The sequence below is a fragment of the Lutibacter maritimus genome, from assembly GCF_900116115.1.
GTDB lineage: Bacteria > Bacteroidota > Bacteroidia > Flavobacteriales > Flavobacteriaceae > Lutibacter > Lutibacter maritimus.
Genome location: NZ_FOZP01000002.1, coordinates 75,896 through 100,484, shown reverse-complemented (window position 1 = coordinate 100,484; position 24,589 = coordinate 75,896). Strand labels below are relative to the sequence as shown.

Annotated in this window: 23 protein-coding genes; 8 read left to right on the top strand and 15 right to left on the bottom strand. The window is 29.0% G+C overall.

The window, feature by feature from the left end:
- Nucleotides 1-109: 109 nt before the first annotated feature.
- Complete coding sequence (locus BM335_RS03805) at nucleotides 110-1,879, bottom strand: APC family permease (RefSeq protein ID WP_245780598.1); 1,770 nt, start codon at nucleotides 1,877-1,879, stop codon at nucleotides 110-112.
- Nucleotides 1,880-1,926: 47 nt separating this feature from the next.
- Nucleotides 1,927-3,675 carry an aspartate--tRNA ligase gene (aspS, locus tag BM335_RS03800; RefSeq protein ID WP_090223421.1) on the bottom strand — a complete coding sequence of 583 codons (1,749 nt, stop codon included), beginning with the start codon at nucleotides 3,673-3,675 and terminating at the stop codon, nucleotides 1,927-1,929.
- Nucleotides 3,676-3,876: 201 nt separating this feature from the next.
- Here aspS and BM335_RS03795 point away from each other — a divergent pair, with 201 nt between their 5' ends.
- The 3 genes from BM335_RS03795 (at nucleotide 3,877) to rsmI (ending at nucleotide 9,192) form a co-directional block, all read left to right on the top strand.
- A complete protein-coding gene (locus tag BM335_RS03795) occupies nucleotides 3,877-5,673 on the top strand; it encodes an AMP-dependent synthetase/ligase (protein ID WP_090223420.1) in 1,797 nt (598 codons plus the stop codon).
- Nucleotides 5,674-5,800: 127 nt separating this feature from the next.
- Entirely contained in the window at nucleotides 5,801-8,380 is a 2,580-nt protein-coding gene (locus BM335_RS03790) for a carboxylesterase family protein (protein WP_090223419.1), read from the top strand.
- A gap of 131 nt (nucleotides 8,381-8,511) precedes the next feature.
- Nucleotides 8,512-9,192, top strand: a complete 681-nt coding sequence (gene rsmI / locus BM335_RS03785) for a 16S rRNA (cytidine(1402)-2'-O)-methyltransferase (protein WP_262493855.1) — start codon at nucleotides 8,512-8,514, stop codon at nucleotides 9,190-9,192.
- 1 nt (nucleotide 9,193) lies between these two features.
- On the opposite strand, the gene BM335_RS03780 is transcribed toward rsmI, so the two are convergent.
- Nucleotides 9,194-9,520, bottom strand: a complete 327-nt coding sequence (locus tag BM335_RS03780; RefSeq protein ID WP_090223418.1) for a winged helix-turn-helix transcriptional regulator — start codon at nucleotides 9,518-9,520, stop codon at nucleotides 9,194-9,196.
- A gap of 132 nt (nucleotides 9,521-9,652) precedes the next feature.
- On the opposite strand from BM335_RS03780, the gene BM335_RS03775 reads away from it, so the two are divergent.
- A complete protein-coding gene (locus BM335_RS03775) occupies nucleotides 9,653-10,651 on the top strand; it encodes a YhdH/YhfP family quinone oxidoreductase (RefSeq protein ID WP_245780597.1) in 999 nt (332 codons plus the stop codon).
- Between the two features lie 50 nt (nucleotides 10,652-10,701).
- On the opposite strand, the gene BM335_RS03770 is transcribed toward BM335_RS03775, so the two are convergent.
- From BM335_RS03770 to BM335_RS03755, 4 genes are read right to left on the bottom strand one after another with little or no spacing between them, the layout of a single operon-like run.
- Nucleotides 10,702-11,862: an iron-containing alcohol dehydrogenase gene (locus BM335_RS03770; protein ID WP_090223416.1), complete on the bottom strand. Its 1,161-nt coding sequence runs from the start codon at nucleotides 11,860-11,862 to the stop codon at nucleotides 10,702-10,704.
- Nucleotides 11,863-11,885: 23 nt separating this feature from the next.
- Nucleotides 11,886-12,518, bottom strand: coding sequence for a nitroreductase family protein (locus BM335_RS03765; protein ID WP_090223415.1), 633 nt, complete (start codon nucleotides 12,516-12,518; stop codon nucleotides 11,886-11,888).
- Nucleotides 12,519-12,546: 28 nt separating this feature from the next.
- Nucleotides 12,547-13,209, bottom strand: coding sequence for an NAD(P)H-binding protein (locus tag BM335_RS03760; RefSeq protein WP_090223414.1), 663 nt, complete (start codon nucleotides 13,207-13,209; stop codon nucleotides 12,547-12,549).
- Between the two features lie 3 nt (nucleotides 13,210-13,212).
- Nucleotides 13,213-13,791 (bottom strand): TetR/AcrR family transcriptional regulator, encoded by a 579-nt coding sequence (locus BM335_RS03755; RefSeq protein ID WP_090223413.1) that lies wholly within the window; start codon nucleotides 13,789-13,791, stop codon nucleotides 13,213-13,215.
- A 117-nt stretch (nucleotides 13,792-13,908) separates the two neighbouring features.
- On the opposite strand from BM335_RS03755, the gene rlmF reads away from it, so the two are divergent.
- The gene (gene rlmF, locus BM335_RS03750; protein ID WP_090223412.1) at nucleotides 13,909-14,814 is read left to right on the top strand and encodes a 23S rRNA (adenine(1618)-N(6))-methyltransferase RlmF; all 906 of its coding nucleotides are present in this window, start codon (nucleotides 13,909-13,911) and stop codon (nucleotides 14,812-14,814) included.
- A gap of 46 nt (nucleotides 14,815-14,860) precedes the next feature.
- Here the strand turns inward: rlmF and BM335_RS03745 are convergent, their stop codons facing one another.
- Complete coding sequence (locus tag BM335_RS03745; protein WP_177219149.1) at nucleotides 14,861-15,727, bottom strand: alpha/beta hydrolase; 867 nt, start codon at nucleotides 15,725-15,727, stop codon at nucleotides 14,861-14,863.
- Between the two features lie 253 nt (nucleotides 15,728-15,980).
- Here BM335_RS03745 and BM335_RS03740 point away from each other — a divergent pair, with 253 nt between their 5' ends.
- Nucleotides 15,981-16,451 carry an OsmC family protein gene (locus BM335_RS03740; protein WP_090223411.1) on the top strand — a complete coding sequence of 157 codons (471 nt, stop codon included), beginning with the start codon at nucleotides 15,981-15,983 and terminating at the stop codon, nucleotides 16,449-16,451.
- 100 nt (nucleotides 16,452-16,551) lie between these two features.
- Here BM335_RS03740 and BM335_RS03735 read toward each other — a convergent pair whose 3' ends face one another.
- Complete coding sequence (locus tag BM335_RS03735; protein WP_090223410.1) at nucleotides 16,552-17,787, bottom strand: DEAD/DEAH box helicase; 1,236 nt, start codon at nucleotides 17,785-17,787, stop codon at nucleotides 16,552-16,554.
- Nucleotides 17,788-17,853: 66 nt separating this feature from the next.
- A complete protein-coding gene (locus tag BM335_RS03730) occupies nucleotides 17,854-18,291 on the bottom strand; it encodes an SRPBCC family protein (protein ID WP_090223409.1) in 438 nt (145 codons plus the stop codon).
- 84 nt (nucleotides 18,292-18,375) lie between these two features.
- Between BM335_RS03730 and BM335_RS03725 the strand changes: the two genes are divergently transcribed.
- Complete coding sequence (locus BM335_RS03725) at nucleotides 18,376-19,767, top strand: DUF4403 family protein (protein ID WP_090223408.1); 1,392 nt, start codon at nucleotides 18,376-18,378, stop codon at nucleotides 19,765-19,767.
- On the opposite strand, the gene BM335_RS03720 is transcribed toward BM335_RS03725, so the two are convergent.
- From BM335_RS03720 to BM335_RS03705, 4 genes are all read right to left on the bottom strand, one after another.
- Nucleotides 19,759-20,208, bottom strand: coding sequence for a GNAT family N-acetyltransferase (locus tag BM335_RS03720; protein ID WP_090223407.1), 450 nt, complete (start codon nucleotides 20,206-20,208; stop codon nucleotides 19,759-19,761). The two genes, BM335_RS03725 and BM335_RS03720, sit on opposite strands and share 9 nt — an antisense overlap.
- Before the next feature lie 18 nt (nucleotides 20,209-20,226).
- A complete protein-coding gene (locus BM335_RS03715; RefSeq protein WP_090223406.1) occupies nucleotides 20,227-21,288 on the bottom strand; it encodes a sensor histidine kinase in 1,062 nt (353 codons plus the stop codon).
- Nucleotides 21,289-21,352: 64 nt separating this feature from the next.
- Nucleotides 21,353-22,522, bottom strand: coding sequence for an ATP-grasp domain-containing protein (locus BM335_RS03710; protein ID WP_090223405.1), 1,170 nt, complete (start codon nucleotides 22,520-22,522; stop codon nucleotides 21,353-21,355).
- Entirely contained in the window at nucleotides 22,523-23,401 is an 879-nt protein-coding gene (locus BM335_RS03705; RefSeq protein ID WP_090223404.1) for a mechanosensitive ion channel family protein, read from the bottom strand.
- Nucleotides 23,402-23,522: 121 nt separating this feature from the next.
- On the opposite strand from BM335_RS03705, the gene BM335_RS03700 reads away from it, so the two are divergent.
- Nucleotides 23,523-24,251 carry an NYN domain-containing protein gene (locus BM335_RS03700; protein ID WP_090223403.1) on the top strand — a complete coding sequence of 243 codons (729 nt, stop codon included), beginning with the start codon at nucleotides 23,523-23,525 and terminating at the stop codon, nucleotides 24,249-24,251.
- Here BM335_RS03700 and BM335_RS03695 read toward each other — a convergent pair whose 3' ends face one another.
- Nucleotides 24,252-24,497 (bottom strand): CBU_0592 family membrane protein, encoded by a 246-nt coding sequence (locus BM335_RS03695; RefSeq protein WP_090223402.1) that lies wholly within the window; start codon nucleotides 24,495-24,497, stop codon nucleotides 24,252-24,254.
- Nucleotides 24,498-24,589: the final 92 nt, after the last annotated feature.

The window sequence follows — 24,589 nt, the reverse complement described above, 5'->3', positions numbered from 1 at the left end:
AATAAATATTCCCAAAAGTGTTAAAAAGAAAGCTATTTTATATAATAACCTTAGCGTAAAGTAACCTTTAAGACTGTTAATCAATTTTATATTATTTAATAAATTATAGTTAAATAATTAATCGAACTCCTCCAAGTTCTTCAATTTTGTATGGAAACTTGTCACTTGGTGATCCGATAAACATAAAGTTTACAGGAATATCCCATTTTTGGGAAAGTTCTTGTATAAGTTTTGGGCTAAATTTACCTTCAACCACTAAAAATTCAATATTAATTTCAGGATATTCTTTTCCTAAAAATTCAATTTCATTTGATAAATTTGGAGGAGATACCTGCCCTTTTTCTAATGCTAATACTATTTTAATTTTTTTAGTATGTTCATTTTTAATAATATACAGCATTACTTTATTTAGTGTTGCAATATTATCCCCTTTAGTAAAAAACACAAATTCTTGCGAATTAATATGATTAATGGTTGCTACAATATTTTTATCAATTTTAAATACAAATTTTCTGATTGGGTCAAATATTGTATGAATTATGTTTAATAAAAACTTTAATAATAATGTTCTGTTTAACATAATTATTATGAAAATTATTGATGGAATAAAATAATCTAAAAATACCACTACATTACTAGGAGAACCTTTAGGTGTTTCCATTAAAATATTTCCAATTAAAGCAATTAAAACGGCACCAATTGCTAAAAGTATTGAAGGCCACGAGGCTGTTTCTGGTCTTGGTAAAGTATTTCTTTTAACTTTTAATAAAATATTTCCAATGCCAAATAACGCCATTACTGATAAGAATGAAATGGTATATACTCCGGCTAATAATTTTACGTCGCCATTGGTTATTAATAGCACAGAAACAGATAATAAAAAGAACATAATTATAATTCTGTAAGAACTACCAGTACGACTTTTTTTTAAGAAAAACTGTGGCATAATTCTATCTAAAGTCATACGTTCTAATAAACCAGTTACTCCAACAAAACTAGTTAAAACTGCACCACTTAGTACTAAAAATGCATCCGCAGCTATTAAAATAGCTACCCATTTTCCTCCAACATAATGTCCCATTTCAATAAGTAAAGTGTTTTGAAATTCACTACTTTGTAAAATAGGAATTGTAAACAAAGCCAATGCAAAAATGGCCATAAGCGGATTTATAATACTTACAATTGCCCACATATTTCTTAATGTTTTTGGAAATACGCCAGCTTGTTGTTCTTCAACAAAATTAGCAGAACTTTCAAAACCCGAAACGCCCAACATAGATGCCGCAAAGCCTAAAAATATAGCATTGATAACACTTCCTTCTTTTACCGGGAAGTTCCAATTTTGCATAAATAATTCTACACCATTGTTTGTTAAAAAGTAAATAATAAAACCACTTAAAACAACCAATGATGATAAATGAAATAGGAAAATACCAATTGCAACTCTTGAAGATTCTCTAATACCACCAATTGTTAAAATTGCAAAAAATAATAACAACCCTATGGTTGTTAAAATTATTGGCATTGAAGGAATTAAATGATGTAAATAATGAATAGCTTCATTGGCTGAAATTACAGCTGTTGCCATATATGACAGTAAAGTTAATGTTGCAGCAAAAGAGGCCATTCCTTTACTTGTGGTGTTTAAAAGCGCATTGTAAGCTCCTCCGTTTAACGGTAAAGCACCAACAACTTCTCCATAAATTTTTCTAAATAAAAACAGTACTAATGAAACAATTAAAAGTGTAATCCAAGCATATTGTCCAGCAAAAGCAATAGCTAAAGCTGAAACATATAAAACTGAAGAACTAATATCATTTCCACATATAGCTGTTGAAGCTAATTCATTTAATTTTTTATGAATTTTCTTAGGTTCCAAAATTTTTATTTAAAAAAACCTCGACATAATTATATCGAGGTTTTGGTTTATAAATCTAATTTTAAACATAATTCTTTTAATTGAGCGTCATCAATTTTTGAAGGAGCGTCAATCATCACGTCACGTCCACTATTGTTTTTAGGGAACGCAATAAAATCTCTAATAGTTTCTTGTCCGCCTAAAATAGCAACCAACCTATCTAATCCAAAAGCTAATCCACCGTGTGGAGGAGCTCCGTATTCAAAAGCATTCATTAAAAAGCCAAATTGTTCTTTTGCTTGTTCAGGAGTAAACCCTAATAAATCAAACATTCTTGCTTGGGTTTTTTTGTCGTGAATTCTAATAGATCCACCACCAATTTCATTTCCATTTAAAACCATATCATAGGCATTTGCACGCACTTTTCCTGGGTCCGTATCTAATAAATGTAAATCTTCAGGTTTTGGTGATGTAAATGGATGATGCATTGCATGGTAGCGATTGGTTTCTTCATCCCATTCTAATAATGGAAAATCTAACACCCAAAGTGGCGCAAATTCGTTTGGTTTACGTAAGCCTAAACGTGTTGCTAATTCCATACGTAATGCACTTAATTGTGTTCTAACTTTATCAGTATTTCCTGATAAAATACAAATTAAATCGCCAGCTTTAGCGCCAGTTTTTTCAGCCCATTTTGCTAAATCTTCTTCAGTATAAAACTTATCTACAGATGATTTGTAAGTTCCATCATCATTACAACGAACATACACCATTCCTAAAGCACCAACTTGCGGACGTTTAATCCAGTCAATTAAGTTATCAATTTCTTTTCTTGTATATGCATTTCCTCCCGGAACGGCAATACCAACAACCAATTCAGCATTGTTAAAAACACTAAAATCTTTATGTTGTGCAACGTCATTTAACTCACCAAACTTCATATCAAATCTGATATCTGGTTTGTCATTTCCATAGGTTTTCATTGCGTATTCGTAGGTAATTCTTGGGAATTTTTCTACTTCAACACCATTAATTTCTTTTAATAAATAGCGTGTTAACCCTTCAAAAGTGTTTAAAATATCTTCTTGCTCCACAAAAGCCATTTCACAATCTATTTGTGTAAACTCTGGTTGTCTGTCTGCACGTAAATCTTCGTCTCTAAAACATTTTACAATTTGAAAATACTTATCTAATCCACCAACCATTAGTAATTGTTTAAATGTTTGTGGCGATTGTGGTAAAGCGTAAAATTGACCTTCGTTCATTCTGCTTGGTACCACAAAATCACGAGCGCCTTCAGGTGTTGATTTAATTAAAACAGGTGTTTCTACTTCAATAAAACCTTGGTCAGATAAATATTTACGGGTTTCTATAGCAACTTTACTTCTAAAAATTAAGTTGTTTTTTACAGGGTTTCTTCTAATATCAAGGTAACGATATTTCATTCGTAATTCATCACCTCCATCCGTTTCATCTTCAATAGTAAATGGTGGAACTAGTGATTTATTTAAAATGGTTAATTCTTTAACTAAAATTTCAATTTCACCAGTTGGAATATTTTTGTTTTTAGAAACACGTTCAATTACTTCACCTTTTACCTGAATAACAAATTCTCTACCCAAAGTTTTTGCTTCTTCAACCATTTTTTTAGAAGTTCTGTCTGCATCAAAAATAAGTTGTGTTATACCATATCGGTCACGCAAATCAACCCAAATCATAAATCCTTTATCGCGTGTTTTTTGTACCCAACCGGCCAATATAACTTCTTGACCAACATTTTCAATTCGTAGTTCTCCGTTAGAATGTGTTCTATACATTGTTGTATTTATTTAATATAAGTTGTGCAAATTTAGTTATTTCATAGATAGTTTAAACAGATTATACTATTTTTTTAAACTCCAACGTTTTAGATGAAACTTATGTATAATAGAGAGTTTTTTGATGATATGTTATCTATTACACTTAAACATTAAAAAACTTTGTAGCTTTGCATCACAAAAAATTAAAACCATTTATAAATGATTACTACTCATATAGGTGAAGAAATTAGAGATAAAGCAACTAAGTATCAGTCAGAAAATGCTATTTATTATAAAAACATAGAACTAAATACTTGGGTTGGAATTTCTTGGTTAGATTTTGGTAAAAAAATACAAGATTTATCAAAAGCGTTGTTAAATTTTGGAATACAAGAACATCAAAATGTAGCAATTTTTTCAGAGAATTCTCCTGAATGGATAATTGCAGATATTGCTATTATGAGTATTAGAGGAATTACAGTGCCAATTTATGCTACTAATTCTAAAAAAGAAGTTGAATATATTATTAATGATGCTGAAGTAAGTGTTTTATTTGTAGGAAATCAAGAAGCATATAATAAAGCTTTTGAAATTTCACAAACAAGTAACTACTTAAAATTAATTGTTGCATTATCTGATACTATTCATCTTGAAAACAATAAAAACTCAATTCATTTAAACAAATTTATTGCTTTTGAGTCAAGTAGTGAAATTGAAACAGAACTTCAAAAAAGATATTTTGAAGCGGAAGAAACAGATTTAGCAAGTATAATTTATACATCAGGAACTACTGGTGAGCCTAAAGGTGTAATGTTAGATCATACAAACCTTATACAAACGTTAAAAGCACATGATTATGAGTTAGAGGTTTCTGAAAAAGATGTTTCATTAAGTTTTTTACCACTCAGTCATATTTATGAACGAATTTGGGTATTTTTCTGTTTACACCGTGGTATAAAAGTTTATTTTAATCAAGATCCAAAACAAATTGCTGAGGTTTTAAAAGAAGTAAAACCAACGGTAATGTGTACAGTTCCTCGAATTTTTGAAAAAATATTTGCCGCAATTCAAGATAAAAGAAAAGAAGCTTCTCCAACCAAAATGAAATTAGCAAGTTGGGCTTTAGGAATTGGAAATTCATACTATAACAAACATAAACGAATTGATAAAAAAGTACCATTATTATTAAAGTTAAAATTTAAAATAGCTGATAAGTTGGTATTGAGTAAGTTAAGAGAAGTTTTTGGCGGTCGTATAAAATTTATGCCTTGCGGTGGTGCGCCTTTAGCAGCAGACATGGTATCGTTTTTTCACTCATTTGGTTTAAATATTAAATGTGGTTACGGATTAACTGAAACTACCGCTACGGTTTCATTATTTGGATATAAACATTTTGAGTTTAATTCAGCAGGAAAAACAATTCTTGGAACTGAAATTAAAATTGGTGAAAACGATGAGATTTTGGTAAAAGGACCTGGCGTAATGAAAGGTTATTATAAAAAACCGAAGGAAACTGCTGAAGTTTTTGAAAACGGTTGGTTTAAAACTGGTGATGCTGGAATGATGGATGAAAAAGGAAATTTAATTATTACCGACAGAATTAAAGATTTAATGAAAACATCTGGCGGAAAATATATTGCACCACAAAAATTAGAGTTAGCCCTAATTAATGATGCTTTTATTGAACAAATTGCAGTAATTGGCGATCAACAAAAATACGTTACGGCATTAGCCGTTCCAAGCTTCGAAAATTTAAAAAAATACGCTTTAGAACACAAAATTACTTTTAAAGATATTGAAGAACTAATCAATCATAACCAAATAAAAGATATGTTTGAAAAGCGTGTTGAAGAATTACAAAAAGAATTTTCTGTTTTTGAAAAAATAAAAAAAGTAACGCTTTTGCCTAAAGAGTTTAGTATTGAAGCTGGTGAAATTACAGCAACTTTAAAATTAAAACGAAAAGTAATTCAGAAAAAATATAAAGAGTTAATTGATAAAATGTATAACGATTAAAAAAGGTATTCATTATTAAATCTTTTTAAAAACACATTTAACGAAGTTAAAGCGTTATTTGTCTAAATTTTTTTAATACTAATTTTATTTATAAGATATTTATACCTATAAATTATAATTGGTAAAAATGTTTCATTTTAAATTTAAAAAAATTACATGTTTATTCATAATTGTTTTCATTTCAACATTTCAATTTGCACAACAGCGAACAGGAAATATTGTTGAATACTTTGGAAAAGAAAAAGTTGATGAAATTAGCGAAGGTAAATTATTACACGTTTTTGAAAATGGACTGTCCTTAAAAATTCAAGATTTTTCTTTTAACTCATCGTCTTTTCCTAAAGAACCCGTTTTTGAGCAGTTTTTAATGAATCCTAGTCTAAAAGTGTCTGAAAATGATGTTTTTGATATTGATTATTTAGGAAACGAATTAATTTGGAAAACAATTTCTACTGACGAAACAAATACATTTAATAATGAAGATTTAAGGTCTAGTTATGTGTATTTAACGTACAAATCTAATATTGAAAAAACAGTGCTTTTTGAAGCTTCGGGCCATACAATGTTGGTTGTAAATGGATTGCCACATGAAGGTGATCATTATGATTTTGGTTGGAGTTTAATTCCGTTAAAATTAAAAAAAGGAATCAATGTTTTTGTACTAAAAGTTGGACGTTTTCCACGAATTAGAGCGCGTTTAATTGAACCTCAAAAACCAGTTCAGTTTACATCAAGAGATGTAACAATGCCAGATATTTTAGTTGAAGAAACTAAAGATTATAAAGGTGCCATTAGAATTATCAACACTACTAACAATTGGATAAAAGATTACACAATAACTTCTGAATTATTAGGTGTTTTTAAAGAATCCGAAGTAATTGCAATTCCACCTTTAAGTGTGTTAAAAGTACCTTTTTCTATTGCATCAATTTCAAACGAAACAGTTTTAGGAACTGCTGATTTAAATCTTCAATTAAAAAACAATAACAATCAAGTAGTTTCAAATCAGCAAATTAAATTAGAAATAAAAACAAAACACCAACATCATAAAAAAACCTTTATTAGCGAAATTGATGGAAGTGTTCAGTATTACAGTGTTGCGCCATCAACCGATAAAAGTTCAGAATCTCAAGCATTATTTCTTTCTGTTCACGGTGCTTCTGTAGAAGCAGTAAATCAAGCAAATGCTTACGAGAAAAAAGATTGGGGAAATGTAGTTGCGCCAACAAATCGAAGACCATTTGGTTTTGCTTGGGAAGACTGGGGACGTTTAGATGCTTTAGAAGTTTTAGCCGATGCAAAAAGTATTTATCAACCAGATCCAACTAAAATATATTTAACTGGACATTCAATGGGTGGACACGGAACTTGGTATTTAGGAGCTACATATCCCGATAAATTTGCATCTATTGCCCCTTGTGCTGGATACCCAGATTTATTGTTATACCGTGATAGTTTTTTAAAGAAAACCTTAGAATTACCTCAAGATGAATTAACCAAAAGAGGAATGACTCCTGAAGTTGTTGCCAGAATAAATACACCTTATATACCAACAGAAGTTGAAAAGTTAATGGAACGGGCCGGAACACCTAGCCGTACATTAAAATTAATACGAAATTATTTACATTATGGTGTGTATGTTTTGCACGGAGAAAAAGACGATGTTGTGCCAACTTATATTGCACGTGATATGCGTGAGCGATTAGGAACATTTCATAACGATTTTACGTACTATGAATATCCAGATGGTACGCATTGGTACGGAAACCATAGTTTAGATTGGTATAAAATATTCAACTTTTTTAAAGAACGAACACTTAAAAACCCGAGTGAAATTAAAAATTTGGAGTTTTATACAGGTTCGCCAGGCGTTTCTGCTACATCAAATTTTATTACTATTCATCAACAAAATAAACCTTTTGAAATAAGTTCTTTTAAGTTTTCAAAAGAAGATTCTTTTAAAATTGATACTGACAATATTGCATTATTAGAAATTGATTTCACTAAATTAAAAGATACCATTACCACTATTTTAGTTGATGGAAAAGAAATGAATGTTAATTCAAATTCAAATATTTATTTAAAAGAAATTAATGATGAATGGACAATTGTAAATAAACCTTCATTACAAGAAAAAGGACCACACAGAAATGGTGGTTTTAAAGATGCATTTAGGCATAATGTAGTATTTGTATATGCAACCAAAGGATCGGCAGTTGAAAATGAGTGGTATTATAATAAAGCAAAATTTGATGCTGAAACTTTTTGGTATAAAGCAAATGGTACGATTGAAATTATTAAGGATACTGACTTTAATCCAAAAAAATATGTAGATAGAAATGTAATAATTTATGGAAATAAAACTAACAATATAGCTTGGAATAAATTGCTTAAAAACAGTCCGATTCAGGTAGAAAATGGCTTGGTGAATTTTGGCTCTAAAAAGTTAAAAGGTAATCAATGGGGACTATATTTTACTGTGCCAAGAACCGATAGTAATTTTGCTAGTGTTGGTGTTGTTACAGCTACCGGAAATAAAGGGATGAAAGCCGCATACGCTAATCATTATTTGGTAAATGGAACAACGTTTCCAGATGTTTTATTATTTGATGATTCTGTACTATTAAATGGTGATAAAGCGGTAAAATGTGCTGGTTTTTTTGGAAATGATTGGTCAATTGATTCAGGAGAGTTTAAATGGAAGTAAAGTTTGGTTTTTTATATTGATGTTTGAAAAGAGATGTTTATTAATTATGCATCTCTTTTTTTATAGGCTAAATAAATTGTTATATTTAAAAACAGCAGTAACTTTGTTTACTCATAATTAATTATAAAATTTTGGAAGCAAAACTGTATTTAGTGCCAACACCTATTGGAAATTTGGAAGACATGACTTTTAGAGCAATTAGAGTTTTAAAAGAAGTAGATTTAATTTTAGCTGAAGACACACGTACTAGCGGAAAATTATTAAAGCATTTTGAAATTTCCACACATATGCACAGTCATCATATGCATAACGAGCATAAAACAGTTGCTAATATTGTGCAACGTATTAAAAACGGAGAAGCTATTGCATTAATTTCTGATGCTGGAACACCAGCAATTTCCGATCCAGGATTTTTGCTTACAAGAGCTTGTTTAGAAAATGATATTGATATTGAATGTTTACCTGGCGCCACAGCTTTTGTGCCAGCTTTGGTGAATAGCGGATTGCCAAATGATAAGTTTGTATTTGAAGGTTTTTTACCTGTAAAAAAAGGACGACAAACACGTTTAACTTTTTTAGCTGAAGAAACCAGAACTATGATTTTTTATGAATCGCCTCATAAATTAGTAAAAACCCTAACTAACTTTGTCGAATATTTTGGTGAAGACAGACCGATTTCTGTTTCACGAGAACTTACCAAATTATACGAAGAAACTGTTAGAGGTTCAGTTACCGAAGTTTTAGCACATTTCACTAAAAAAGATCCTAAAGGAGAATTTGTTGTGGTTGTTGCTGGAAAAAGTAATAAATAAATTAGCTTTCTTGCGAGTCAATCATTTTTTCAAAAATAATTCCGCCTTTAAACATGCCTTTTAAAAACGGATGAATTTCTTTACCTAAATCGGTTAAGCTATATTCAACTCTTGGTGGAACTTCAGGAAATATTTTTCGATTTATTAAATTATCGGCCTCCAATTCTTTCAATTGTTTGGTCATCATTCGCTCACTAATATCTGGTATCAATTTCACCAATTCGTTATATCTTTTATCTCCTTGCGAAAGGTGTAAAATAATGGTGCTTTTGCGTTTTCCTTTAACTACATTTATAAAAGTATCTATCGGACAATAACTTTTTTTCATTTTTTTTACCTATTAAACCTTTAATTTACACAAAACAGCACAAAATGTTCGTAAGTGTATCATTTGTAAGTTCTTGTGTACATTGTTGTATTAGTCGAAATTTGTTGCTAAATTAACAAAAAGAAAGTTAAAATGATGAATGATAAATTGAACTTCAAAGCTTTTAGAGTTGAAGAAGAAAACGAAAAATTTAGTTCGGCAATTAAAGAAATGCCTTTTACGGAATTGGAACAAGGTGAAGTATTAGTTAAAGTTTACTATAGTTCTTTAAACTATAAAGATGCTTTATCGGCAAGTGGGAATAAAGGTGTTACCAGAAATTATCCACATACACCAGGAATTGATGCGGTTGGAACTATTGTTTCATCTACATCAAATAAATTTAATAATGATGAAGCTGTAATTGTAACAAGTTACGATTTAGGGATGAATACCGATGGAGGTTTTGCCGAATATGTAAAAGTCCCTGAAAATTGGGTAGTAAAATTACCAAAAGGTCTTTCAATGAAAGAAGCTATGATTATTGGAACAGCCGGTTTAACAGCTGGTATGTCGGTTTTAAGATTGGTTGAAACTGTAAAACCAGCAGATGGAACAATTGTTGTTTCGGGAGCTACCGGAGGCGTAGGATCTGTAACTGTTATGATTTTAAATAAATTAGGTTATAAAGTTGCTGCAATTACAGGAAAAGAAACTGAAAAACAATATTTATTAGATTTAGGTGCTGATGAAGTTATTTTGCGTAAAGATTTTGAAGCACTTCAAAACAAACCATTATTAAAACCTTTATTTGCAGGAGGAATTGATACTGTTGGAGGTATAATTTTAGAAAATATGATTAAATCTACTAATCCGTTAGGTGTTGTAACTGCTTGTGGAAATGCAGCCTCAATAAAATTAGAGTTAACTGTTTTTCCATTTATTTTAAGAGGAGTTTCGTTAATCGGAATTGATTCTCAAAATTATCCAATGAAATACAGAGAGCAGGTTTGGAATAAATTAGCCGACGATTGGAAATTTGATAATTTAGAAGCCAATTCAACTACTATATCTTTAGATGAATTGAGTGAAAAATTAAGCTTAATGTTAGCAGGAAAATTAAAAGGAAGAACCGTTTTAAAGTTAGTTTAAAACAAAAAAAGCCGAAGAATTTTCTTCGGCTTTTTTTGTTGTTTATTAATTTAATAGCTCATTTCTACAATTTTTTCAACATCACTTGGGCTCACTTTTCCTTTTTCACCCAAACCTTTCCAGCCTCGTTCTTCAAAACGTTTTGAAATTATTTGAGCCGTTCCTTTATAATCTTCAGTATATTCAGATAGTTTAGTTTTAATTCCTAAAGATTGATAAAACTCTGTAGTTTTTTGAATTCCAGCCGATGCTTTTTCTTCTTTAGTTCCTTCAGTAATATTCCAAACACGTTCAGCATATTGAGCTAATTTATCTTTCTTACTATCTAAGTTATAAGTGTAATGACCTTCAGCAATTATTGCCAATGTTCTGGCGTGATCAATTCCAAATAATGCGGTTAATTCGTGTCCCATCATGTGAATAGCCCAATCTGATGGAACTCCTTGTTGAATTAAACCATTTAAAGCCATTGTGCAGCTCCACATAAAATTTGATGCTGCTTTATAGTCAGAGGTATCTTTTAATATTGCTGGAGCAACTTCAATAAGTGTTTGTAAAATACTTTCTGCAAACCTGTCTTGTAATTTTGCATCTACAGGATAGGTCATATATTGTTCTAATACATGCGTAAAAGCATCTGCTAATCCGTTGGCAATTTGACGTTTAGGAATTGATTTCACTACTTCAGGATCTAAAACCGAAAATACAGGGAATAATCCTGGGCCACCCATAGTTAATTTTTCTTTTGTTTCAGCTCTAGTAACTACAGCTCCAGAATTCATTTCTGATCCAGTTGCAGGTAAAGTTAATACAGTTCCAAAAGGCATTCCTTTTAATGTTCTAATGTTTTTTGATAAAATATCCCAAGGTTCGTCGCCTTCATACAAGGCTGCAGCCGATAAAAATTTGGTTCCATCAATTACAGAACCTCCTCCAACGGCTAATAAAAATGTAATATTTTCAGCTTTAATAATATCCAAAGCTTCCATTAAAACTTCATACTCTGGATTGGCAGGAATTCCTCCAAATTCAATTACTTCAAATTTTGAAAGTGATTTAGAAACTTGATCATAAATACCATTTTTTTTAATGCTTCCGCCACCATATAACATTAAAACTTTTGCGTTTTCTGGAATTTCATTTGTTAGGTTTTCTATTTGTCCTTTACCAAATAAAATTTTTGTTGGATTTTTATATTGAAAATTATTCATAATAATTAGTTTTTAAATTGAAATTACTCAATAACGGTTACTAAATCTTCAGTGCTTTTTCTAACTTTCACTAAATTTACTAACCAATCTTTTTCAGTATCTCTATAACCTATTGGTAATAATACGGTACTTCTTAATCCTTTTTCACGTAAACCTAAAATTTTATCAACTGCTTCAGGTTCAAAACCTTCAATTGGAGTTGAATCAACTTCTTCATAAGCAGCCGCTATTATAGCCGCACTAAAAGCAATGTATGCTTGTTTTGCCGCGTGGTTAAAGTTTTCCTCGGCATCTTGTTGAGGATAAAAACTTAATAATTTCTGACGGTAAGCTTCCCAACCTTCGTTTTTAAATCCGCGAATTTCGTTGGTTAAATCAAACATTTTGTTAATCCTTTCTTCTGTATATGTATCCCAAGCAGCAAAAACTAATAAATGAGAACAGTCAGTAATCATAGATTGATTCCATGCTATGGGTCTTATTGCTTCTTTAATTGCTTGATTTTTTACTACAATAATTTCAAATGGTTGTAATCCGCTTGATGTTGGTGCTAACCTTGCAGCTTCTAAAATACGTGCAATTTTTTCTTCTGATACTTTTTCTCCAGTCATTGCTTTTGCGGCGTATCTCCAGTTTAGTTTATCTAATAAATCCATATTTTTTAATCTTATTTTTTTTTAGTTATTATTTTTTTGATATTTCTTTTATATAATTTGATGTAATAAAATTTTTATTGATGGTTTTTGTGTTTGCTAAATTTAGCATGGCTTGCGCAATTTCTTCGGCCTTAATAACTTTGTATTTTTTTAAAGGTCCTATAAACAAAGGTTGTATTAATTTAAAAATGATTAAACCAATTTTTTCACCAATTCTAGTTTCATTTCTGTTTCCATCAATAATTGATGGTTGTAAAATAAAAGTGTTTGCTATGTTTTGTTTTAAAACTTCTTGTTGCATTTGCCCCTTTGTTTTATTATAAAAAACAGCACTTTTTTCATTGGCACCTAATGCGGAAATTACTAAAAACGTATTTATATTATTCTCTTTTGAAAGTTTTGCAGCTGTAGCAGGAATTCCAAAATCTATTTTTTTATAGGTTTCTTTATTTGGTGTTTTTTTAGCTGTTGTACCAATGCAACAGAATACTTCATCAGCTTTAAATTCTTCTTTAAAATTTTGTAACGTTAAAACATCACCAATATATTGTGTTACCTTTTTAGGTAATCCTTCAATTTTTTTTCGCGAAAACAACTTAATAGTTTCGTAACGTTGGTCGTTCATTAATTTTTTTAAAAGAATAGACCCCGTTAAACCTGTTGCCCCTAAAATAATGGCAGTTTTTCCCATTGTTTATAATTTTATACTATCCCAAGCAGCGTTAAAAGCGGTATTTATATTTTCATCGGTTAATTCATAATTATTTTTATGCTGATTGTTGGTTAAAAAATTTAACGGATAAATTGTGAAAGCATACATTAAATAAGGGGAAATTGGTTTTAAAGTACCTTCTTGTTTTCCTCTTTCCCATAAATCAAGTAATGGTTGTAAATGTTTTAAGCCTTCACGTTTAATTTCGTCATCAATAATTGGTGTATTATCGCATTGTGATAAAAAATTAGATTCTTCAACTTGGTTTAATTTGAAATTAGCTATGTTAAACCAAATTTTTTTAAAACTTTCTTTTACACATAGTTCTTCACTATAATTTTCAAAAGCATGCGTACTAAAAGCAGCTTTCATTTCTAAATATAACTGATTAATTAAATCTTGTTTATTTTCAAAATAAATATAAATTGTTGCTGGTGACATTTCAGCAGTTTTTGCAATTTTAGACATAGGTGCATCGTGAAAACCATTGTTATTTATCAAATGCAGGGTGGCTTTTAATAAATCCATTCTTTTTTTGTCACATTTTTGCCTGATTGCCATAAACTTATCTATTTTAATGATGCAAATATATAAAAAAATATTTATAAAACGAACGTTCATTCACTTTGTAAATATAAAATTATGTTAAAATGTAGTACTTTTGTTTTTTAGAAAGTTATGACAAAACCAAAAAACACACAGAATACGTTACATTTAAAAAACAAACATTTAAATGGATATTATTTTAATGAATTATGTGTTGCTTACCCTAATTTAAAAGAATATGTTTTTGTAAATAAATATGGAACAGAAACTATTGATTTTGCAAATCCTAAAGCTGTAAAAGCCATAAATACAGCTTTATTATTTAAATATTATAATATTTCTTTTTGGGAATTTCCTGATGATAATTTATGTCCACCAATTCCTGGCCGTATAGATTATATTCATTATTTGGCGGATTTGTTAAAAGCGTCAAAAATTAAAAATATTACAGTTTTAGATATTGGAATTGGAGCGAACTGTATTTACCCTTTACTGGGAAATACAGTGTATGGTTGGAATTTTATAGGAACTGATATTGATAAAAAATCTCTAGAAAATGCTCAGAATATTTTAGAAAAAAATAATCTTACTTCACAGATTATCTTAAAATATCAACCAGATATTACTCATATTTTTGAAGGAATTATTGTTGAAAATGCTCGTTTTTCAGCAACTATTTGTAATCCCCCTTTTTACAAATCGCAAGAAGAAGCAATGCAAGCAAATGCCAGAAAATTAGAAGGTTTGGGAAAAGGAAGTGAAGGAAGAAATTTTAGTGGAAAACAGCAAGAGTTATGGTATAAAGGTGGTGAAAAAGCATTTATTCATACGTATGCTTACGAAAGTTCAAAATTTAAAAACAACTGTTTTTGGTATACAACATTGGTATCAAAAAAAGAAAATGCTGAAAGTTTATTTCCTTCGTTAAAAAAATTAGGTGCAACTGAAATTAAAACAATTCCAATGCATCAAGGCAACAAAATAACACGTATTGTTGCTTGGACATTTTTAACAAAGGATGAACAACTTAACTGGTAAAATGTTGATAAAATACCAAATCAAGTTTACGCAATGTTTCATTTAATTAATATTGATGAAAAGCGTCCGAAACAAATTTTAAAACTTCCGGTAAAGATTCGCGCCAGTATGTCCAAGAATGCCCACCATTTCTTACTCTATATTCGTGTGGAATTTCTTTTTTACGCATAGCAATATGTACCAAACTATTTCCTTCATATAAAAAGTCATCATCGCCACAATCTATAAACCATCGTACAGATTTTAATTTTGCTACATCGGTTTTTTCAATTAATGAAATTGCATTATGATTTTCAAAATACGATTGAATTTTAGTTTCATCGGTTATTTTTGAATTCATTCTTTGCAGTTGAATTTTAAAATCCTCTACTGAAAGTGGACCAATATAAGCACTTAAAGGGCAGGCAGAAGAAAATAGTTCTGGATGATGCATAGCATACATAAAAGAACCACCACCACCCATAGAAAGTCCTGCAATTGCTCTAAATCTTTTTTCACTTTTAATTCTGTAGGTTTTTTCTACATACGGCATTAATTCTTCAAAAAAGAAATTTTCATAGTTCCAATCACTTTCAATAGTATTAAAGTAACCAATTTTATTAGTATTTGCATCAGGCATAATTATTATCATTGGTGTTGCTGTACCTTTTTTAATTTCATTATCTACAATACTAAGTACTTCACCAAATTGTACCCAACCAGTTTGATCATCTCCCATACCGTGTAATAAATATAGTACTGGATAATTTCTTTGAGAAGTTTCATAATCTGGTGGTAAATACACAGCAAATTTTCGCTCACTTTTTAAAATAGTGCTTTTCATTGTTAGGTTATCAAATACTTTTCCTGTTTGAGCTGTGCTATTTACAAAAGTGTAAATACTTAAAATTGTAATTAGTATTATATTTTTCATTTGAAATTTAGTTGATTTTTTTTTAATGTGTTATATTAACAAAACTAAGATATAGAAAAAAAGCTTGTTTTAATTATTGAAACAAGCTTTTTTTAAATACATATAAACTTATTTTTTTAACACCAATCTCATTTTTATACACCGTTTGCAATGCAATATTACATTACTTAAAATGACGTAATACATACTTTAATTTCCTTTCAATTTTATCATAAATCGTAATTTTATTTCAATAAAAAACTATAAAATTAATATGGAAGATTTAAAATTTAGAGTACAAGCATATAGTGAAAATTCTACAAAAACTATTGTGAAAGCTAGAGGTTTTGAAATCGTGTTAGATGAGCCTGAAAGCCTAGGAGGAACCAATCAAGGAGCAAATCCGGTTGAGTATATGCTTGCAGCATTTTGTGGTTGTATAAATGTTATGGGACATGTAATTGCCAAAGAAATGAATTTTGAATTACGAAGTTTAAAAATTAAAATGTGTGGTAATTTAAATCCCGAAAGGTTATTTGGTTCGTCGTTTGAAGAGCGTGCAGGTTATAAAGGCATTGATGTTTCTATTGAACCAGATTGTGATGCACCAATTGAAGTGCTAGAAAAATGGTTAAAAAATATTGAGGATAGATGTCCTGTTTCAGATAATTTAAGCAATACAACACCAATAAGTTTATTGCTTAAAGGAAAATTTCATTCTTTAAAAATGAGTGAATTAGCTTAATTGCTATAATTGTTTATTATAAAAATCGTCATTACAGTTTTTGAGGTGATTTGTTTGTTTTGGAAGTTTTTTTATCTCATTCTTGTTTTGACGATTTTATTTAGTACCAACGTTTTTTATTTTTTTTAGATCCGGCTGATTTTCTATTTTTTTTATTGCTACTTCCTTTTTTAATATAAACTTCAGGTTTTGCTTTTGGATCTAATGGATATGGATGTTCTGTTTCAACAGGAATTGTATCATTAATTAATTCTTCAATGGTTTTAATATAAGTTTTTTCATCTGCAGCGCAAAAGGAAAAAGAAGCACCAATATTTCCAGCTCTACCTGTTCTTCCAATTCTATGTACATAAGTTTCTGGCACATTTGGAATGTCAAAATTAATAACTGCATCTAAATTGCTAATGTCAATTCCGCGTGATGCAACATCGGTGGCTATTAATATATTTACTTTTTTATCTTTAAAACTATTTAAGGCATCTTCGCGTCCTTTTTGTGTTTTATCGCCATGAATACTATCTACATTATAGCCATTCTTTTTTAGCATATTTTCTAATTTTTCAACGCCAAATTTGGTGCGTCTAAAAATTAAAATATCTCCTTTAATTGTGTTTCTAAGTAAATGTAAACACAATTCCATTTTTTTATTTTTTCCTACGTAATATAATTTTTGATTTACTCCTTGGGCAGTAGATTGTTTTGGTGTAACGTTTACAGTTTCTGGATTATTTAAAATTGAGTTGGCAAGTTCTACTACTTTTTGAGGCATTGTTGCCGAAAAAAGTAATATTTGTTTAGATTTTGGGCAAATACGCTCAATTTTTTTAACATCATCAATAAAACCCATATCTAGCATTAAATCGGCTTCATCTAAAACCAGCATTTCAATATAATCTAAATTAATGCAATCTTGTTTATGTAAATCTAACAATCTGCCTGGTGTAGCAATTAAAATATCTACACCTTTTTTAAGGATATCTTTTTGTGGTTCAATAGATGTTCCTCCAAAAATAACTGTACTTCGTAAGTTAGTAAATTTACTGTAATCTGTAAAGTTTTCTTCAATTTGAAGTGCTAATTCACGGGTTGGACTTACAACTAGCGCTCTAATTTTTTTTCCTTTTTTTGAAGCATCTTGTTTGTCAAACAACAATTGTAAAATAGGTAAAGCAAAAGCAGCGGTTTTTCCAGTTCCGGTTTGTGCAGAAGCAATAATATCTTTTTTAGCTAAAACTAACGGAATTGTTTGTGTTTGCACAGCAGTTGGAGTTTCGTATCCTTTTGCTGAAATTGCTTTTAAAATATGTTTGTTTAATTGTAAATCTTTAAATTGCATACGTTTTATTTGAAAACTTTTGTGCAAAGATACGGTAATTTCAATATGTAGGTTTTACAAACTAAATTATAACAAGGTCAAATAATTTTTTAAACGGTCTTTTATAAAGTAATTCCAACCTGCTTGGCAACTTTCTGTTTTAAATTCAGAAATGTTTTGGGGAAAATCTTCTAAAATTTCACAAGTAACGGTTAATGTAGTACCTTTTTGGTCTTCATTTAATTCAAAAGTTACGTTAGAATCTCCTTTTATATTTTGATATTTCCAATTAGTTGTAATTTTTTTGTTCGGAACTAGGTCAATAACCTTCCATAAATGCAAAAAATCTCTATTTTCAGATTTGACATTGAACTGTGTTTTAAAGCCAATTTTAGCTTCAAAATTGGGTATATTATAAAAAAACCATGCTTTCATTTGTTCACAATTAGTAATTGCTTTCCAAACTTCTGAAATAGAATTATTAAAAGATTCTTGTGTTATTATTGGTGGGTCATTTTTAAGCATTGAACAAAGTTGTTAAATAATAATTAAAAATACATTTTATTTAATTATCAATTGAAAATCGACATACTTTTGCTGAAAAAATTTATGAAATTTACAGTACTTTTAGTTTTTATAATTGCTTTTATTGTGGTTTCTTGTGGTTCTTCAAAAAAAATAGAAACTTTAAAACCAGTTGCTGATTTGGCAAATCCAATTATGTATGATAAAGAAATATCGTATTTAAATATCCCAGTTTCAATAAAATTAAAGGATTTAGCTTATCAAACAAATACTATTTTAAAAGGACTTATTTACGAAGATGCTATTTTAGAAGATGATAATTTAATGATAAAAGTTTGGAAACAAGCTCCGATAGAAATTACTGATGATAAAGGTAAAATTAAAGTTGTATTACCGTTGAAAGTTTGGTTAAAAGTAAGGTATGGAAGTAATGTTTTTGGGATGGATTTGTACGATACTCGCGAACTTAATTTTAATGGCGTTGCAACCTTAATTGGTGAAGCAAAATTTACAAACTGGCAATTGTCAGCAAAATCAAATGTACAATCGGTAGTTTGGAAAGAAAGTCCAAGTATTACCATTGCCGGAAAAAGTGTTCCAATTACGTATTTGGTAAACCCAGCAATGAATTATTTTAAATCTACTATTGAACAAAAAATAGATGCAGCAATTGTAAAATCTTTAAATTTTCAAGACAATGTTTTAGATGCTTTAGAAGAAATAACAAAACCTGTATGTGTCAATGAAAGTTATGATACTTGGTTTAAATTAAAACCAATAAGCATAAATGCAACGGAAGCAATTCTAAAACAAGATGTGGTTTCTATGAATTTAGAATTGGCTTGTTTTATGGAAACTTTTATAGGAAAACCTTTTGAAGATACTTTCAATAGAGATGAAATTCAATTAAAACAGGTTTCAAAAACAAAAGATCAATTTTTAGCATCATTAATTGTAGTTTCACCTTATTTAAAGGCTTCAGAAATTATTACAAAAAACTTTCATGGTCAAGAGTTTACTTCGGGATCAAAAAAAATAACGGTTGAAAAAGTAAATTTATGGCATAAAAACGGAAAAGTTGTTATTGCACTTACAATGAAAGGAAGCTTAAACGGAACCATATATTTATCGGGTATTCCTAAATACAATATTGATGAAGAATTGATTTATTTTGATGATTTAAAATATGTTTTAGAAACAAAAAGTACCTTAATGAAAACAGCTAATTGGTTAGCACAAGGAATTATTTTAAAGAAAATAGCAACCTACACAAAATATTCTATTAAACCAGAATTGGAAGTTGCTAAAACTCAAATGGAATATTATTTAAAAAATTATTCGCCAGCAAAAGGAATTGTAATTAACGGAAACTTAGCGCCAATTGTTATTAAAAATATTCAGTTAACAGATCAGGCGTTGGTTGCAACAATTAGCACAACAGGAAAAGTAGCTTTAAAAATTGATGGTTTACAGTAACTTTCTAAAACAAACACTGTTTTCAACATTTTCATAAAACCCAAAATTTGTGGTAATTGTATAACCGCATTTTTTGTATAATGCAATGGCTTCGGGCTGTTTTTTACCGGTTTCAAGAATACATTTGGTAATACCTAATTCTTTAGCCCATTGTTCTAATTCAGTTAATACTTTTGATGCAATTCCTAACCTTCTTCCGTTTGTAGCTACATACATCCGTTTAATTTCTGCAGTCTTTTCTGGATGAATTTTAAATGCGCCGCAACCAATAGGTAATTTGTTTTTGTAGGCCACAACTACATTTTTTAATGTATCAATTTTATTAAATTGGTCGTAAAAATCATGGTCTTCACCATCGCGTATTTTTAAATCGGCATCTAAAAATTTTACTAATTGTATAAAATCAGGGTTTTTGGAGTTGGTTCTAATTAATTCAATCATAAAAATTTTGTTTTAAAACTACTTTAAAGGTAACTCAAAATAAAAATTAGCGCCTTTATTTATTTCACTAACTACACCAATAGTTCCTTTATGTTCAACAATAATTTTCTTTGCTATTGCCAACCCAAGCCCAGAGCTAGTTTCGCCATTTGTTGGCTGAACACTTGTTTTTTGAAAATAATTAAAAAGTTTGGTTTGTTCTTCCACAGGAATTCCTTGTCCTTGGTCAATTATTTCTGTTTTTACAAAGTTTTTTGATGTTGATATTTTTATAATTATTTCGCTTTTTGGAAACGAAAATTTGATGGCATTGGTTAATAAATTATTAATTACTTCGCTTAAATAATGTTCATCAAATGAAAAAAGTAATTCTTTTTGTTCGGTTTCTAATTTAATAGTAATGTCTTTCTTTTTAGAAACTAACAAATTGAAATACATATACTTAGTAATAAAATCTATATAATTTTCAGTTTTTAGTTGAAGTTTTATGATTCCAGATTCAATTTTAGAAATGTCTAATAAATCTTTTAATAAATTTAAAGAGCTATTGCTTAAATCTTTAATATGATTAAGCATTTTCATTCCTTTAACATCAATATTTTCTGAATAATTTTCAATAATTAAATCGGAAAATGAATAAATGGCTCCAATAGGATTTCTTAAATCATGTGCGGCAACGCCAATAAACTTATTTTTTTCTTCGTTTATTAATTTTAAATCTTCATTTAATTTTAAAACACTTTTATATTTTTCTTTTAAATTAAGTATTAACAAACCAATAATCATAAAAACTGTAAATCGCACAAAAGCATTCCAAATTGGGTTAAATATGTTGGAATAATTTTGAGTTAAATAATCTACAATAAACCAAACAGTTGCAGCAAAAATGGTATTTATTAATAGTAATATTTTTTCTGATTTATTATAAAATGAAATTAATAATATTGGAATTAAATAGGCTAATAAAACGGAAACTTCAGAACCTGTAAAAAAATCTAATAAACCAATAAATAAAAGTGATAAAAATGAAATTAATGTTATTATAAACTTATTTTCAATTTTAAATTTAAATTCAAACATTCTATAATGTAATTCAAAAATTAATGCAGTAAATGTATTGAAAAAATTGCTATGTTAATTGGGTTTATTTTTCAATGTAATTTGTTAGTTTAGAGACTAAAATTGAATTTAATTCTTGTTGATTTTCAAGGCTTGTTTGGGTAAATAAAAACCCAAAAACACCGTATTTTTTATAATTTACTTTTCTAATTTCTAACGGATTTTCAAAGTCTTTAAGCAGCAAATCATAATTAAATGATTTTATTTCATTTGCGTTTATACCAGAATTATTATCTAACACAATTAAGCTGAATAATTTATTGGAGTTATTTTTAAAAATTTCATTCCAATTTGGCACTTTTCCGTTTAAAAAGTAGTTGTAAGAATTTATTTCAAAAGCGTACCAAGAAATATCTCCGGTTGTGCACCAACCACCAAATCGAAGTGGATTTATTTCAATAGGAATCACTTTTCCTTGGCTATTAATTCTAACTTCAACGTGCATTGGAAAGTTTTTTAACTGTGCTTTGTTTCCAACAATTTGTAAAAAGTTTTCAAATTTTTGAAGTTGAGTTTCTATAATTTTTTGTGATGTTGAATATACGCGGTCACTTACATCTTTTGAAGATGAAAAAATATGATGCAAGATATTTAAAACAACTACTTTCCCATTTTTATCAAAATAACAATCAACGGCATATTCTTCACCATCAATATATTCTTCAACAATAAAATCAGAAATATTAACAACTTCTTTCGGATACATATCTTTAAAAGTTTCAACTTCTGCTTCAATACCATTTATAATTTCAGTCCATTCTTTAGCGGTATCAATTTTATGCACCGCTAAACTAAAAAAACCAACTGCTGGTTTTATAATTAAAGGAAATTGTAATTCATCAGCCGGAAAATCTTTTAAATTATTGATTGGAATTCCTTTAAAAAAGTATTCAGGAAAATGGTCTTTTAATAATTCTCTAAACGCTATTTTGTTTTTAAAAAGCTGTATTTTTTTTGGTAACTCGGTATTTTTTAAATGTTGTTCAATCCAATTTATAGCATTTTCAGAATTAGAATATACACGGATATTTTGGTTTGAATTGTATTGATTAATTGCGTCTTTTTCTGAAATCCAGTTTAAAGCATCATCTGTAATCATAGATTTTGCAACGCTTGTTGCCACAATTGGAAATTGATTTTCTTTAATAGTTTTTATTAAAAAATCTGAAACATAAGGTTGATCAATAAGTATCATTTAGCTGTTATTTTTTGGCTGTTGTGTGTTTTCTGAAAAGTTTGTTTTAAAATGCAAATCCATTTGAGGAAATGGAATTGTAATATTATGTTCTTTAAACTTTCGGTTTATTACTTTTCTAATATCACTTTTTACACGTTCAATTCTAAAAATATTTTCGCTAAAAAATATTACTTGAAATTGTAAAGATGAATCTCCAAAATCTAAAAAACGAATATTAATTAAATTTTTATCAGAAACTTCTGGATGTTCCCAAGCGCTTTCTTTCAATACTTTTTCTACCAAATCTACATCACTTCCGTAAGCAACACCAATGTTAATTTTAAAACGTGTTTGTTTAGATTGGTGACTCCAGTTAATCACTTTGTTGGTTGTAATTAATGAATTTGGAATAATAATAGAAATTTCATCTCTGTTTAATCCTTTTGATGTGCGTAATCCAATTTCTTGAATTTTAAGAATATCGCCATCAATTTCTAAAATATCATCAATTTTAATAGAACGTTCAGATAGTAAAATTATTCCCGAAATGATATCATTAAAAGTTTGTTGTAATCCTAAACCAATACCAACCAAAAGCGCCGCAGAACCTGCAATTAAAACAGTTACTTTAATTCCAATGGTTTCTAAAATAAATCCGAAAGCAATTACCCAAATTATATATTTAATTATTTGAAAAATGGCGTACGTATTGCCAGAATCTAAATTAATAGTTGTTTTTTGACGATAAAGCGCTTGTTTAATTAACCACAGTAAAATTTTTGTAACAACAAAAATGCCAACTATAAAAACAATGGTATGCACCATTATTTTATAATTTCCAATACTAATTAGTTCTAATTCCAAAAATTCTTTAATGGTTTTTAGGATATTTTTCATAGTAAAGCACTTGAAATTAAAGTCAGTGAGTCAAAAATACAACAAACTTTTTGTTTTTATTAAAGGAAGTATATTCAAAAAAATATTTAAAGAGCATTTAATTTTATTACCTTTATAAATTATGATAAAAGATACAAAATTAGCCGTTTTAATTGACGGCGATAATATTCCATCAAAATATATTAAAGAAATGATGGAAGAAATAACAAAATACGGAACACCAACCATAAAACGAATTTATGGCGATTGGACGAAACCTCAATTAGCTAAGTGGAAAACACTTTTGCTAGAAAACGCCATCAATCCAATACAGCAATATAGTTATACAACAGGGAAAAATGCTACAGATTCTGCTATGATTATTGATGCTATGGATATTTTATATTCAGAAAAAGTGAATGGTTTTTGCTTGGTTTCATCAGATAGCGATTTTACAAAACTAGCAATGCGTTTGCGTGAAGCTGGCGTGGTTGTATACGGAATTGGCGAAAAGAAAACTCCAGAACCATTTATTGTAGCGTGCGATAAATTTATTTATTTAGAAATTTTAGCAAAGGAAGAAGAAAATCAAGATGGTAAAAAAACCAATAAAAAAGAAAATATAGATAAAATTACACCAAAAGTTATTCGTTTATTACGAAATTCTGTAGATGACGCAGCCGATGATGATGGTTGGGCGTTTATGGGTGATGTTGGCTCATTGCTTCTAAAAAAACAGCCAAATTTTGATGCACGTAACTTTGGATTTGAAAAATTAACGCAACTCTTTAAATCGCTCAATAAATTTGAAATTGAAGAACGCGATAAAACAAGTGGCAGATTTAAATTAATTTATGTAAAAAATAAATAATTATAATTTAGAGGGTTTATAATATTTGTATAACGATACTGCGGAAACCAGCGCCCAAGCAGCTTCTAAAATAATAAAAGGCCAATAATTTATTAATACCGAAGCCAAACAAGCTAATGTAGAGCCTATTAAATTTAATAGTATAAAAGCTATATTTTTATTAGAAATTTTACCTATTTCATTTAAAAAATAAGCTAACAATATTAATGCTACTCCTACAAAACCTAACCAATCTGTTGCGTTCATTTGTTTTTTTTTCAAAAGTACATAAAAACACCAGTTTTTTTTTAAAAAGGATTCTTATTTGAATTCCGTATTTTTGCGGCTAAATTATTTTT